We start from the raw sequence: 13,664 nt of genomic DNA on the forward strand, positions 1-13,664 counted from the left end.
CCACTACCGCGACGTGCGCGAATGCCGGTAGCTATCCGGCCAGGTTGAAGTTGCCGCTGGCCCCGTAGACCGACAGCGAGACCAACAGCGTCACCGAGACGACGACGATCAGCGAGGTCCGCACCGCGTTGCCCACCGCGACGCCGACGCCGGCCGGACCACCGGCGGCGAAATAGCCGAAATAGGTATGGATCAACAAGATGGTGATCGCCATCAAGAAGGCCTGCAGGAACGACCACAACAGGTCGATGGGGTTGAGGAACGTGCGGAAATAGTGGTCGTAGAGGCCGGCCGACTGCCCGAACAAGAACACCGTGGTGAAGCGACTGGCCACGAACGACAGGATCACCGCGATGGCGTACAGCGGAACGATCGCGACCAGCCCGGCGACGATGCGGGTGCTGACCAGGTAGGCGATCGGGCGGATGGCCATCGATTCCAGCGCGTCGATCTCCTCGTTGATCCGCATGGCCCCCAGTTGCGCGGTGACCCCGGCGCCGAAGGTGGCGGCCAGGCCGATCCCCGCGACCACCGGGGCCGAGATGCGCACGTTGATGAATGCCGCCAGGAATCCGGTCAGGGCCTCGATGCCGATGTTGCCCAGCGAGCTGTAGCCCTGCACCGCCAGGGTGCCGCCGGCCGCCAGGGTCAGGAAGCCGACGATCACCACCGTGCCGCCGATCATCGCCAGGGTGCCGGTGCCCATGCTGATTTCGGCGATCAGCCGGATGACCTCGCGACGGTAGTGGGCGAACGCGAACGGTGTGGTGGCGATCGCCTTGCCGTAGAACAGCGTGTGGTCGCCGATGCGACCCATCGCGGCGATCGGTCGCCGGAGCTGCCGGGTGACACCGGGATAGACGGCCGCCAGAGCACGAAGCGCCACGGCTCAGCGCGCCGTCATCTTGATGCCGATCGCGGTGACCACCACGTTGACCACGAACAGGGACATGAAGGCGTACACCACGGTTTCGTTCACCGCGTTGCCGACGGCTTTGGCGCCGCCGCCGGAGATCGTCAGGCCGCGGTAGCAGGCGACCATTCCGGCGATCAGCCCGAACAGCGCTGCCTTGACGCAGGAGATGACCAGCTCGGGAACTCCGGTCAGCAGGGTGATCCCGGCCGCGAACGCGCCCGGGTTGACGTCTTGCACGAAGACCGAGAAGACGTAGCCGCCAAGGATGCCGATGATCACCACGAGGCTGTTGAGCAGCAGCGCCACCAGCCCGGCGGCGAGCATCCGCGGTGTCACCAGCCGTTGCACCGGGTTGATGCCCAAGACCTCCATGGCGTCGATCTCTTCGCGAATCGTGCGTGACCCCAAGTCAGCACACATCGCGGTGGCACCGGCCCCCGCCACGATCAACACCGTCACCATCGGGCCGACCTGGGTGACCGCGCCGAACGCCGCGCCGGCACCGGACAGGTCCGCCGCACCGAGCTCGCGCAGCAGGATGTTGAGGATGAAGCTGACCAGGACCGTGAACGGAATGGCCACCAGCAACGTCGGCGCGAGCGAGACGCGCGCGACGAACCAGGACTGTTCGATGAATTCCCGGGCCTGGAACGGACGTTTGAACAAGAACCTGACGGCGTCCACCGACATGGCGAAAAGCCCGCCGACCGCCTCCATCGGCCCCGCCAGACGAACCCTCGCCGATTCCGGGGACCAGCGGATCAGGTCCTTCATCCCCATAAAGACAGGCTCCTCCCGAGACAGTGCGCGTGAATCCTATCCGATTCGTGGATTCTGCGATACTCGATTCTGATTTTTGTGCACACTCATTCTCATCTGGCGCAAACGCCCCAAAGTGCCGTCTTCAAAGCCGGCCGTCGACCCGCAGGTCGGGATGCACCCACGCCGGTGACCTGCGCTCTTTGAAGGCACGGAACCCTTCGACGGCCTCCGGCGCACCCAAACTCGTGTTCATCCCGATCCGGTCGAACAGGCCGAGGTAGGAGTCCAGGCTGGCCTTCACCACGGCACGCGCGGCCGGCGCGGTGCGGCAGCACTGCGCCAGCACGTCGCGTGCGGCGTCGGCCAGTTCCTCGTGCGGCACCACACGTGCCACCATGCCCCAGTCGAGGGCTTCCTGCGCACCGAAGGTGCGTCCGGTGAACATCAGGTCGCGGGTTCGGACCGGTCCGATCACTCGCGCCAGCATCTGGCTGTAGTAGGTGTCGGCGATGCCGCGGAACAGCTCGGGCACCCGGAAGGTAGCGCGGTCGCTGACCACGGCCATGTCACTGCAGAGCGCGATCTGCAGCCCACCGCCCTGGCACAGCCCGTTGACCGCGGAGACCACCGGCTTGACCGAACTGCGCAGGGTGTCGAACGGGGTGATGTCCATGCCCAGCGCGGCCCCGAACGTGAGCCAGTCGTCCGCCCCGCCACCGCCCATGTCCCCGCCGGGGGCGAATACGTCTGCGGTGCCGGTGATCAACAGCCCGGCCAGCTCCGGATCCTGATTGACCCGGCCCACCGCATACCGCAGGCCGAAGTACATGGCCGGCGTCATCGCATTGCGGGCTTCGGGGCGATCCAGGGTGCAGACCGCGATCGGTCCCTCCCGCCGAAACGACAGGTACGGCGTTCCCAGCCAGTCCCCCTCGGGCGGGCGCGGCCCCTGCGATTGAGCATCCATCAGACCCCGACCTCTCCTTCTTCGGCGTGTACGCGGGCTCAGCCGGCCAGCTCGCCCACCAGCTCCAGCGTGCCCAGATCGCGGATGGCCTGGCAGCCGCGCTGCAGCATCGTGACGAACATGTCGTCGCCGCGGTCCGTGTCGGTCGCGAACACCAGCCCGAGCGCGCAGATCAGCGGTACCTGCAGCGCGCCGAACCGGTAGTCCTGCCAACAGGTTTCCCGGTCGTAATCGGTGACGCCGTGGCCCAGCAGCGCGCGGTGATAGTCGGTGACCAGGTCAGCTTCGATCTCTCTGCGCAGCTCGGACGCCAAGCTGGTGCCGGTGAAGAACGCCAGGTCCCGGGCCGGCAGCCCAACACCCAGCGTCTGCCAGTCGACCACCCAGATCTGGTCCCCGTCGGGACTGAACAGCATGTTGTCCAGCCGGTAGTCGCCATGGATCAACGCGAACCGGCCCAGCGGCGCCGACACCCACGGGGTGATGAGGTCCAGCGCAGCGGTCAACGTCGCGCAGTCCGCGTCACCGAGTTGGGCGCCGAGACGCTCAACGCATGCCCCGGCGCACATCCGGGCGATGTCACCCATGCCCTTGGCGCCGGCCTCGTCCAGCTGGGTCATGGCCAGGCCGGGAAAGGTCAGCCATCGTTGGTCGCACCAGGTGGGCGCGTGCAGCCCGGCCAGTGCGGTCACCGCCAACCGGGCCTGGCGTTCACCGCAACCCGCGATCTGATCACCCTGGACCGCGGGCGCCCGATCGGAGAGCAGCAGTGCGTACTCGGTTGCGTCATCAGTGATTTCGCAGTGGAAGCACTGCGGTATCGGAATCTTGACGCCGTCGGCGACGTCGCGATAGAAGGCGCACTCACTGCGATAGCCCAGGACGACGCGATCGCGGACGGCGTCGTCGCCGGCCGGCAGCTTGATCACGAAGCTGGCCGGCAGGTCGGCCGGGTTGTCGGCGTAGCGGGCCGCCACCCGATACGTGGCCCCGGTCTGGCCGGTGCCGACCGGGACGACGTCGACCGAGGCCACCTCGACCGGTTCGCCCCGGGCGCTCAACACCGCCGACAGCCACTGGCTGGTCACGTCGTGCGGGTGACGCGGTATCTGTCGCACGGAAGTCATCGGTCGCACTCCGGCGCAAGGGAACTCATACTCAAAACCCGCACGGGCAGCGGCTTCCAGCCATGCTGGAAGACGCTACAGTAAGAATTTCAGTATGGTCAACGAAAGAGGACCCCGCAGATGACGAACGCCCAGGACTGGCAGGAGACGCTGGAGGATCTGGACCGGCGGCGGCAGCACACGTGGGCCATGGGCGGCACCGAGCGGGTGGCCAAACACCGTGGCAAGGGCAAGCTCGATGCGCGAGCCCGAATCGGGCACCTGCTGGACCCGGGCAGCTTCCGCGAACTGGGCACCATGGTCGGCGGGCAGATCGCCGCCGACGGCATCGTGGTCGGCTCGGGTCTGATCAACGGCTCCCCGGTGATGGTGGGTGCGGAGGATTTCACCACGCTGGCCGGCAGCATCGGGCCCGGCGGCAACGCCAAGCGCTACCGGATCGCCGAGCTGGCGCTACGCGACAAGATCCCGCTGGTGATGCTGCTGGAGGGCGCCGGATTCCGTCCCACCGGTGAGCATTACGGGCGTACCCCGACCGACCTGCTGGCCCAGGCACAGTGCTCGGGCAAGGTACCGACCGTCGCCGCGGTAATGGGCCCCTCGGCCGGACACGGCGCCCTGGTCGGCCCGGTCTGCGACTTCCGGATCATGAGCCCGCACGGCGCGATCTTCACCGCCGGCCCCCCGGTGGTCAAAGAGTCCACCGGCGAAGACATCTCCAAGGAGGACCTGGGCGGTCCCGAGGTCGCGTTGAACAGCGGTGTGGTGCACAACTTCGGCGCCGACGACGAGACGGTGCTCGACGACATCCGCCGGTATCTGTCCTACTTCCCGTCCAGCGCATGGTCTTACCCCACGGCGCTGCCGCCGGACCCGGCCGCACAGTCGCGGCCCACTCCCGAGCTGCTCGACATCGTGTCGCGGGACAACCGCCGGGTCTACGACATGCGCTCGGTGCTCGACGTCGTCTTCGACCGGCCCGACTGGTTCGAAGTGCAGCCGCGGTTCGGTCGGGCGATCATCTGCGCGCTGGCCCATCTGGGTGGCCACCCGGTCGCGGTGGTGGCCAACCAGCCGCAGGTGCTGGCCGGCTCGATCGACACCGACGCCGCGGACAAGGCGGCGCACTTCATCATGGTTGCCGATTCGTTCCACCTGCCGATCGTGTTTTTGGCCGACAACCCCGGCATGCTGCCCGGTAGCCGCTCCGAGCGTGCCGGGGTGTTGCGCGCCGGCGCCCGGATGTTCGCCGCCCAGACCGCGGCCACCACGGTGAAGCTGCACCTGACGCTGCGCAAGGCCTACGGCTTCGGCTCGATGGTGATGTCGCTGCTGGGGTTCGACTCCCAGGTGGCGACGTTCGCCTACCCCGGGGCGACGATGGGGGCGATGAGTGCGGCCGCGCTCAGCGCGGCCTCGCACGCCGGGGAGGATCTGGCCGCCAAGCTGCGTGACACCGAACTGCAGGCGTCGTATCACTCCGCGCAGCAGCTCGGGTTCGACGAGCTGATTGACCCCCGGGAGACCCGCGACGCGCTGCTGGGGGCCCTGCAGCGCGGGTTGCGCAGCCGCCAGGCCGCTGCGGAGCCGGTGAGCCGAACCGTCATCATGCCCTGATGGGCACTTTGCGTGACGCGCTGCTGGGCGGCTGGGAGCTGTCGTCGTTCGAGTCCCGCGGTTCAGCGAGGCTCGACGCAGGAGAGGCGAAGCTGGGACCGCGGCATGAGCCCGTCGACGCCGGCACCGGCACGGTGTCACACCCGTTGGGCACGGCGCCGCGGGGTCTGATCCTCTACACCGCCGACGGGTATATGTCGGCGCAACTGACCGGCAGCGGCGACGCGGCGCTACCGGCCTACATCGCCTACGGTGGCCGATTCCGCGTCGACGAGGACACCGCGACCGTGCATCACGAAGTGACCGTCTCGATGCTGCCGGAGCTGCTGGTGGCGCCGCAGCTGCGGCAGGCACGCGTGGACGGCGACCGGCTGACGCTGTCGGCGACGACCACCAACGACGGTGTGACGACGCTCAACACCTTGGTCTGGGTCAGACGTCGATGATGACCTTGCCGATCGCTTTGCGGTCGGCGACGTAGCGCAGCCCGGTTGCGGTCTCGGCGAGCGGGAAGCGGGCGCCGATGTAGGGGCTGACCTTTCCCTCGGCGAACAGCCGGTTCAGTTCGGCGAGGTCGCGCTCGTTCTCCGCCGGAAAGTCGGTGGCGAACGTCCGGATCTCCATGCCCTGCACCGTGATGCCCTTGAGCATCACCAGATTCAGCGGAATCGCCGGAATCGAACCGGCGGCGTAGCCCAAGGTGATGAACCGCCCGCCGCGGGCCAGGCTGCGCAACGCCGGCTCGGCGTAGGAACCGCCGACCGGGTCGAGCACGGCCTGCGCGCCGTCGCCGGTGATCTCGCGGATCCGCGTCTTCAGGTCCTCCCGGTCGTAGTCGACCGTCGCGGCCGCACCGCGCTGGCGACACACCTCTAGCTTCTCCGGGCTGGAAGCCGCGGCAAGCACTTTCGCGCCCATCGCCACGGCCAGGTCGACGGCGGCCAGCCCGACCCCGCCGGCGGCGCCCAGCACCACCACCCAATCGCCTTCTGCCACTTGGGCAACCGAGCGCAGTGCGTGATACGCCGTGCGATAGGTGACGCCGAATCCGGCCGCGGCCGCGTAATCGATGCCGTCGGGAATGGCACTCACCGCCGCGGCGGGCACCAGCGCCTGCTCAGCGAACCCGCCGACGAACGACGCGCCGGCCACCCGGTCCCCGACCGCGAACGGCACCCCGTCACCGACCGCGATCACATCACCGGCCAGCTCGCTGCCGGGCGTGAACGGTGCCGGGATCTTGAGCTGATACTTGCCGTCGATCAACAGCACGTCGGGGAAGTTGACCGCCGCGGCCCGCACGCGCACCACCATCGTGCCGGGGCTGGGCGTGGGGTCAGGCAGCTCCTTGAGCACCAGATCTTCCGGCGGGCCGTAGTGCTCACAGACGATCGCGCGCATCAGGCCGCCCCCAGCCCACGAAGACAGAACGACACCAGGTGATCCACATCGGCGCGCTTGGGCTGGGCGGTGCCGCCCAAGTAGCAGCGCATGGTGGCCAGCGTGCAGGTGAAGACCATGTCGGCGTCCCGGCGAGGGTTACGGCCGCCGAGCGCCGCGACAGGTTGGATAAGCAAATCGCGCAGTGGCCGCAGGATCTCGTCGTCGGAGACCCCGGCGGCCGTCAGTTGGGTGCTGGCCGCGCGGCTCAGGCTCAACAGGTGGGGATCGGACACCTGCGCCACCGTACCTCGTATCCAGGCAGCCACCTGGCCGGCGGGCGTCGACTCCTTGGCCAACTGGTGGCGCAGATACGACACGACGATCGCGACGCCGCGTTCCATCACCGCCTGGAAAAGTTCCTCCTTACCGGCGAAATAACGGTAGAACGCCTTATTCGATGAGCCGGCTTCGGCGACGATGTCGCTGACCCGAGGCTCCTCGGGCGCGACCCGTTCCAGCACCGTGACGGCCGCCGCGAGGATGCGCTCCACCTCGGCGGTGGCCTGCTGCTGGCGGTCATCGAGCGCCCGGTGGACGGCGGCGTCGACTCTGCTCATGGCACCGCTGGAATCCGGTCGACCAGATCCCCGTACTTCGCGCGGGCGGCCTCGATACGGTTGTCCAGGAATTCGCTGGGCCACTCCGGATCTTCGGCGTCGTAGTCCTTGAGCAGCAGCCTTGCCAGGTTGACCTTGTGCGCCTCGGTGGGCCCGTCGGCCAGGCCCAGCGCCACCCCGCCCAACAGCACATTGGTCAGCGGCAACTGCTCGGTCAGGCCCATCGCGCCGTGCACCTGAATCGCGCGCAATCCGATCGACTTGAGTACCTGCGACGCCAGGATCTTGCAGACTCCGATCTCGGCACGGGCCGCCTTCTCGTCACCGGAGTCGATCAGCCAGGCCGCGTGCAGCACCGTCAGCCGAAACGGGATCAGCTCGGCGTAGGAGTCGGCGATGAACGCCTGCACCAGCTGCTTGTCGGCCAACGAACTGCCCTGAGTGAAGCGGCTTTTGGCGCGGCGGGCCATCATGTCGATGGCACGCTGGGCCACTCCGATCGAGCGCATGGCGTGGTGCAGCCGTCCGCCGGCCAGCCGACTCTGCAGGATCAGAAAGCCTTGACCGGGCTCCCCCAGGATGGCGTCGGCCGGGACCCGCACATTGTCGTAGCGCACCAGGGAATGCCCGGCCTCGTGCGGATGCGATCCCACCAGGTGGTGGGTGGCTTCGATGACCAGCCCCGGGGTTCCGGCGGGGATCAGAAAGGTCGACGCGCCGCGGTGCACCGGAACGTCCGGGTCGGTGATCGCCACCACGATGAAGAACGACGCCACCGAGGCGTTGGAGGAGAAGTACTTTCGCCCGGTGATCACCCAATCATCGCCGTCGCGAACGGCTCGGGTGGTGAACACCCGCGGGTCCGCGCCGCCCTGCGGTTCGGTCATGGAGAAGCAGGAGAAGATCTCCCCCGACAGCAGCCCGGCCAGATAGCTGTCCTTTTGCTCTTGGGTGCCGAACCGGGCCAGGATTTCGGCGTTGCCGGTGTCGGGGGCCTGGGTGCCGAACACGATCGGCGCCCAGCTGGACCGGCCCAGGATCTCGTTGATCAGGGTCAGCTTGACCGCGCCGAACCCCTGGCCGCCCAGTTCCGGGCCCAGATGCGGAGCCCATAGGCCTTGTTCACGCACTCGGTCCTTGAGTGGGTCGACGATCCGGCGGCGTTCCTCGGTCAGCGGCAGGTATTCGCAGCCCGGAAACAGCACCTCGAGTGGTTCCACCTCGTCGTGCACGAAGGTCCGGATCCAGTCGAGCTTCGCCTCGAACTCCGGTTCGGTGGAGAAATCCCACGCCATCTTTGCTCCTTATCAGGGGTGAATCAGACACTGCCGCCGTCGGCCCGCACGATCGAGCCGGTGGTGAAGCTGGAGGCGTCCGACATCAAAAACAGTGCTGCGCCGACGATCTCGGGCGGATTCCCGGCGCGCTGCAATGCGGCGGCGCCAAACGGGTTATCGGCTTCCCCGAAATTCCACGCCTTGGAGATGTCGGTCAGAAACGGGCCGGGCATCAAGGTGTTGACCCGGACCGTGGGGCCGAACGCCTGGGCCAGCGCTTCGGTCATGACGTTGAGCCCGGCCTTGGACGCGGCGTAGGGGATGAACGACGGGTGTGGGCGAATCGATCCGTGGGTGCTGACGTTGATGATCGATCCCCGGCCCGCGGCCACCATCCGTTCACCGATCAACGCCGACAACCGAAACGGCCCTTTGAGATTCAGGTTGACCACGGCGTCGAACATCTTCTCGGTGACGTCGGTCTGCTTGTCGTAGACCGGTGACATACCCGCGTTGTTGACCAGCACATCGACCCGGCCGAACCGCTCATAGGCCGCGTCGACCAAGCCGTCGAGCTGATCCCAGCGCCCGACGTGCACCGCATACGGCATTGCGGTGCGCCCCGTCTCGGCCTCGATCTCGGCGGCGGTGGCCTGGCACGCCTCGAGTTTGCGGCTGGCGATCAGCACGTCGGCGCCGCAGCGGGCGGCCGCCAGCGCCATCTCGCGCCCCAGACCGCGGCTGCCGCCGGTGACCAGCACCACCCGACCGGTCAGGTCGAAGAGCGAATCCGCATAACCCATGTCAGGCACGCCTTGCGGGCAGCGAAGCGGCCAGTTCGGCCGCCTTGGAGATCAACTGCGGGATCATCGGCCCCATGGCGGCGGCGATCTTCGGGTCCACCCGGTCACCGGTGACCGAGGCGGCGTAGGTCTTCTCCAGCACGATGCCCAGCTTCCAGTTGGCCAGCACCAGGTAGTAGTCGATGTTCTCCGTCGACAACCCGCTCACCCTCTCATAATGAGCCAGCAGCTCACTGCGGGTCGGCATTCCGGCCAGGTCGGCGTAATACCCTTGGGTGCGCGGGTTTTCGCCGTCGTAGCCGAGTAGAGCCCAGGCCAGGTCCAGCAGTGGGTCGCCGATGGTCGTCATCTCCCAGTCGATGATCGCGACCAGTTTCGCGGGCGCGCCGTGGGCGTACATCACATTGGCGAACTGATAGTCGCCGTGCATGATTCCCGGCGTGTAGTGCGCCGGCCGGTTGCGGCGCAGCCAGTCCGCGGCCTCGTCCAGGCCCGGCAGGTCGCGCACCCGGTAGCTGTCCAGGAACGCCAGCCAGCGATCGACCTGGCGTTCGTGGAATCCGTCCGGGCGTCCGAATCCCTCGAGGCCCTGCGCCCGCCAGTCCACTCGGCCGAGGCGGGCGGCGCCCTCGACCAGCTCGAAGGCCAGCCCGCGGCGGGCGGTCAGGTCGGTGTCGAACGGCGCCGGCCAGGCGTTTCCGGTGGAGTTCCAGCCGCGCACCTCGGCCATCACGTAGAACGGTGCGCCCAGCAGGTCGCCGGTGTCGTCGGCGGCGACCAACTCCGCATGCGGGACATCAGTGCCCGACAGCGCCCGCACCAGTCGGATCTCGCGCCGCAACCCGTCGATGCGGGCGGCGTCCGCCCGGGCGCCCGGCATTCGCAGCACCATCGTGGCCTCGCCCCGGCGGAGCCGGTAGAGGGTGTTCTGCGAGCCGCCGGTCAGCGGTTCCAGGACGGTCGGTTCGCCGTCCCCGGGGGCGCCATGAGCGTCGAGCCATCGCCCCAACGCCGCAGCATCGAGCTGTGATTCAGCCATCGCCTGCACCTCCCGATCTCCGTATGGAGAATATCGTTCTCCGGCGAAAAGGGAAGGGCTTTGTGGATTTTCTGGTCCGCGAGAGTGCATGCTTGTACGCCCAACACCGCGTGTCGCCGAGCAAACACGCCCGCTCGCGCAAATGGCGCTCGCGCCAAGTAAAGATCGCTACGCGCTGAGCACCTCGGAGATCGGGGCGCCCGCGGCGATCTTGGCCCGCGCACCCATCACCTTGCCGGGCCGGCCCGCGCCGACCACACCGGACAACACACCGTTGCGCTCGTAGTAGGCCAGGAACTTGTGGCCGTCGTCCTCGACCAGGTGCACGGTGTCGGTGGCCTCCGGCTCACCCAGGCACTGGATCTTCACGTCGTACTGGTCGCTCCAGAAGTACGCGGGCACCGCCACGTCGTGCAGCGACTCCCGGCCCAGCATGGTCGGGACCATCACCCGCACCTGGGTGACGACATTGCTCCAGTGCTCGACGCGCACCTGATGCCCGTCGCGGCCCCGCCAGAACGCCACATCGCCGACGGCCCACACGTTCGGCACACTGGTGCGCCCGGTCGCGTCGCACACCACCCCGTTGTCGAGGTCGATCCCGCAGCCGTCCAGCCACTGGGTCGCCGGCCGCGAACCGACGCCGAGCACCACCACGTCGGCAGCCAGTTCGGTGCCGTCGGTGAGCACGACGGTCTCGACGCGGCCCGTGCCGCGAACCTCGGCGACGCCGACGCCGCCGCGGACGTCGACGCCGTTGGTCCGGTGCAGCCGCGCCACCAGTTCGCCGATCTGCTCACCGAGCACGGCCGCCAGCGGGGTGGGCTGCGGCTCGACCAGCACCACGTCCACGCCCAGCTTACGCAGGCTGGCCGCCGCCTCACAGCCGATGAATCCCGCGCCGATCACCACCGCCCGGCTGGCGCCGGCCGCGTCGTCGCGCAGCGCCAGACTGTCCTCGAAAGACCGGACCACCCGGATGCCGTCCAGGTCGCCGAAGCTCGGGATACGCCGCGGCACCAGACCGGTGGCGATCACGAGTTGGTCGTAGCCCAGCACGGTGCCGTCGGCCAGCGTCACCGATTGCGCCGCGGTGTCCACGCTGCGCGCACCGCAGCCCAGCCGCAGGCCGATGTCGCGGGAGGCGTAGAACTCCGGCGACTCCAGCGTGGTGTCGTCGCGCTCGCCGCGCAGCACCTCCTTGGTCAGCGGCGGCCGGTCATAGGGCGGGCGAGTCTCATCGGAGACGATGGTGATCGGCCCCGCGTATTCTTCGCGCCGCAATTCCTCGGCCGTGCGAACGGCCGCCAGGCCGCCGCCGACGATAACGATCCCGTTGTCGGGCACCACGATCCCCCTGTTTCTTCCGGCCCGGGGCGATCAGTACTTGAGCGCGCCCTTGTCGACCGGGATCTGGACTCCCGTCAGGATTCCAGAGCCATCACCGGCCAACCAAACCACCACGTCGGAGACCTGGTCAGAGGTCATGAACGATGGCGGGTGCAGCGGCATCGGGGGGAAGGCGTGGAGGTAGTCGGGGCGTTCGCGGAAGATCTCGGCCATTACCTGCGGCTCGATCATCGGGGTGTCCACCGAGTAGGGGTGAATCGAGTTGACCCGGATCCGGTACGCCCCTACCTCGAGGGCCAGCGTGTTGGTGAGAGCCACCAGGGCGTGCTTGCTCGCCGCGTAGTGGCCGTTGCCGGGCGTGGCCTTCAGCCCGGCCGACGAGCTGACGATCACGATCGAACCGCCGTTGCCGGCCTCGATCATCGCCGGCACCGCCGCCCGGATGGTGCGCCAGGTGCCGGTCAGGTTCACGTCGATGACGGTGTTCCACTGCTCGTCGGTGAGCTCCCACAGCCGGCCCCAGCTCAGCACACCGGCGTTGGCCACCACCACGTCGAGGCGGCCGAACTGCTCGACTCCGTCGTTGACCAAGTTGCGCAGCGCTTCGTCGTCGCGGACGTCGACCGGGCGGGCCAGCACCTTGCGGCCCTGGGCCTCGACCGCGCTGACCATCTCGGCGAATTCCTCGGGCGTGGCCGCCGGGTAGGTGATGCAGTCCGACGCCGGGGCGCAGATGTCGGCGGCGATGATGTCGGCACCGGCGGCCGCCAGCCGGACCGCGTGCGAACGACCTTGGCCGCGCGCCGCGCCGGTAACAAAGGCCACCTTGCCCTGCAGATTGTGGTTCTGGCTCTCGCTCACCCGACGAGGCTAGCAGCTGTTTATGGAACGTGTTCTAATTCGGTGCCTCAGAGGTCGGCGATGATCTGGGCCCGTTTCTGTGCGTACTCTTCATCGGTCACCGTTCCCGCCGCGTGCAGTGCCGACAGCTCCTGCAACCGCTCGCCGACGGACGCCTGCTCGACGACCGGCGCAGCTGCGGGCTCGCCGGCCGCCGACTGCTGAGCGACCGCTCGGCGCACCACCGCGCTGATCTGCTGTCGCAGTGCGGGGTTCGTCCGCACGTCGACCATCTGGTTCAGACCCACGCCGTGGGACTTGAGCAGCTGCAGGATCTCCATCAGCGGACCGGACTGCCCGCTCAAGTCGTAGGTCTGGCCGTCTTCGGCGACGGTGAACTGCGCAGGCACCAGCCCATTGACCACAGCGCTGCGTTCCCAGTCGATCAGGTGCTTGCCGCTGACCGGGTCGACCTGGACCACCAGCTTGCGGGCGGTGATGTTCCCCAATCGGCTGACGCTGGCGATGACCCGGTCCTCGGTGTCCATCGGCGTCAGACCCGGCCCGGCGATGTGCAACTGCAACTTGACCAGCGGCTGGTCGTTGATCCGGGTGCCGGTCTCGGTGATGCCGTTGATCTGCGCGAGCGCCAACACCCCGTCGCGTTCCAGCAGGGCGGCATTGCTCGCCGATCTCGCCCCGAAATACGCCAGCGCAATGGCCACCAGCACATCGGCCACCGTGATCGCGATACCGCTGTAGTACATCCACCGCGTCATCTCGTATTCGCCGAGGGCGTAGTAGGCGATCAGGAAGATGGGCCCGACCATGCCTCCGCACAACAGCACGAGCAACTGTGCCTTCACGTATCGCCACAACACGTGACCAGCGTCCAACACTCGCGTGCCGAGCAGACGCAAAATCCCCCTTTTCCTCGGAGGAAAAGGGGGATTTTGCGTCTGGTCG

General features: G+C 68.0%; 14 protein-coding genes. 2 read left to right on the forward strand and 12 right to left on the reverse strand.

Going from position 1 to position 13,664, the window contains the following annotated elements; all coding sequences use genetic code 11:
* Positions 1-31: 31 nt before the first annotated feature.
* The 4 genes from ABW16_RS03155 to ABW16_RS03170 all read right to left on the reverse strand — a co-directional run bounded on the left by ABW16_RS03155 (position 32) and on the right by ABW16_RS03170 (position 3,772).
* On the reverse strand, positions 32-817 hold the full coding sequence (locus ABW16_RS03155) for an ABC transporter permease (RefSeq protein ID WP_174549759.1): 786 nt from the start codon (positions 815-817) through the stop codon (positions 32-34).
* 72 nt (positions 818-889) lie between these two features.
* Positions 890-1,690 carry an MlaE family ABC transporter permease gene (locus tag ABW16_RS03160; protein WP_047317590.1) on the reverse strand — a complete coding sequence of 267 codons (801 nt, stop codon included), beginning with the start codon at positions 1,688-1,690 and terminating at the stop codon, positions 890-892.
* Between the two features lie 130 nt (positions 1,691-1,820).
* On the reverse strand, positions 1,821-2,645 hold the full coding sequence (locus ABW16_RS03165) for an enoyl-CoA hydratase/isomerase family protein (protein WP_047317591.1): 825 nt from the start codon (positions 2,643-2,645) through the stop codon (positions 1,821-1,823).
* Positions 2,646-2,683: 38 nt separating this feature from the next.
* A complete protein-coding gene (locus tag ABW16_RS03170; RefSeq protein ID WP_047317592.1) occupies positions 2,684-3,772 on the reverse strand; it encodes a phosphotransferase family protein in 1,089 nt (362 codons plus the stop codon).
* A gap of 120 nt (positions 3,773-3,892) precedes the next feature.
* Between ABW16_RS03170 and ABW16_RS03175 the strand changes: the two genes are divergently transcribed.
* Entirely contained in the window at positions 3,893-5,389 is a 1,497-nt protein-coding gene (locus ABW16_RS03175) for an acyl-CoA carboxylase subunit beta (RefSeq protein ID WP_047317593.1), read from the forward strand.
* Positions 5,389-5,835: a lipocalin-like domain-containing protein gene (locus ABW16_RS03180; RefSeq protein ID WP_047317594.1), complete on the forward strand. Its 447-nt coding sequence runs from the start codon at positions 5,389-5,391 to the stop codon at positions 5,833-5,835. Before ABW16_RS03175 ends, ABW16_RS03180 begins: the two co-directional genes overlap by 1 nt.
* Here ABW16_RS03180 and ABW16_RS03185 read toward each other — a convergent pair.
* The 8 genes from ABW16_RS03185 to ABW16_RS03220 form a co-directional block, all read right to left on the reverse strand.
* Positions 5,822-6,790 carry an NADPH:quinone oxidoreductase family protein gene (locus ABW16_RS03185; protein WP_047317595.1) on the reverse strand — a complete coding sequence of 323 codons (969 nt, stop codon included), beginning with the start codon at positions 6,788-6,790 and terminating at the stop codon, positions 5,822-5,824. The two genes, ABW16_RS03180 and ABW16_RS03185, sit on opposite strands and share 14 nt — an antisense overlap.
* Positions 6,790-7,389: a TetR/AcrR family transcriptional regulator gene (locus tag ABW16_RS03190; RefSeq protein ID WP_047317596.1), complete on the reverse strand. Its 600-nt coding sequence runs from the start codon at positions 7,387-7,389 to the stop codon at positions 6,790-6,792. Before ABW16_RS03190 ends, ABW16_RS03185 begins: the two co-directional genes overlap by 1 nt.
* Positions 7,386-8,684 (reverse strand): acyl-CoA dehydrogenase family protein, encoded by a 1,299-nt coding sequence (locus ABW16_RS03195; RefSeq protein WP_047317597.1) that lies wholly within the window; start codon positions 8,682-8,684, stop codon positions 7,386-7,388. Before ABW16_RS03195 ends, ABW16_RS03190 begins: the two co-directional genes overlap by 4 nt.
* A 23-nt stretch (positions 8,685-8,707) precedes the next feature.
* A complete protein-coding gene (locus tag ABW16_RS03200) occupies positions 8,708-9,469 on the reverse strand; it encodes an SDR family NAD(P)-dependent oxidoreductase (RefSeq protein WP_047317598.1) in 762 nt (253 codons plus the stop codon).
* A gap of 1 nt (position 9,470) precedes the next feature.
* Positions 9,471-10,508: a phosphotransferase family protein gene (locus ABW16_RS03205; RefSeq protein WP_047317742.1), complete on the reverse strand. Its 1,038-nt coding sequence runs from the start codon at positions 10,506-10,508 to the stop codon at positions 9,471-9,473.
* A gap of 168 nt (positions 10,509-10,676) precedes the next feature.
* Positions 10,677-11,858: an NAD(P)/FAD-dependent oxidoreductase gene (locus tag ABW16_RS03210; protein ID WP_109519446.1), complete on the reverse strand. Its 1,182-nt coding sequence runs from the start codon at positions 11,856-11,858 to the stop codon at positions 10,677-10,679.
* Positions 11,859-11,888: 30 nt separating this feature from the next.
* On the reverse strand, positions 11,889-12,719 hold the full coding sequence (locus ABW16_RS03215; RefSeq protein ID WP_082133918.1) for a mycofactocin-coupled SDR family oxidoreductase: 831 nt from the start codon (positions 12,717-12,719) through the stop codon (positions 11,889-11,891).
* 47 nt (positions 12,720-12,766) lie between these two features.
* Positions 12,767-13,579 carry an SHOCT domain-containing protein gene (locus tag ABW16_RS03220; protein ID WP_047317744.1) on the reverse strand — a complete coding sequence of 271 codons (813 nt, stop codon included), beginning with the start codon at positions 13,577-13,579 and terminating at the stop codon, positions 12,767-12,769.
* Between the last annotated feature and the right edge of the window lie 85 nt (positions 13,580-13,664).

Origin of the sequence: Mycolicibacter heraklionensis, from assembly GCF_001021505.1 — a bacterium.
Lineage (GTDB): Bacteria > Actinomycetota > Actinomycetes > Mycobacteriales > Mycobacteriaceae > Mycobacterium > Mycobacterium heraklionense.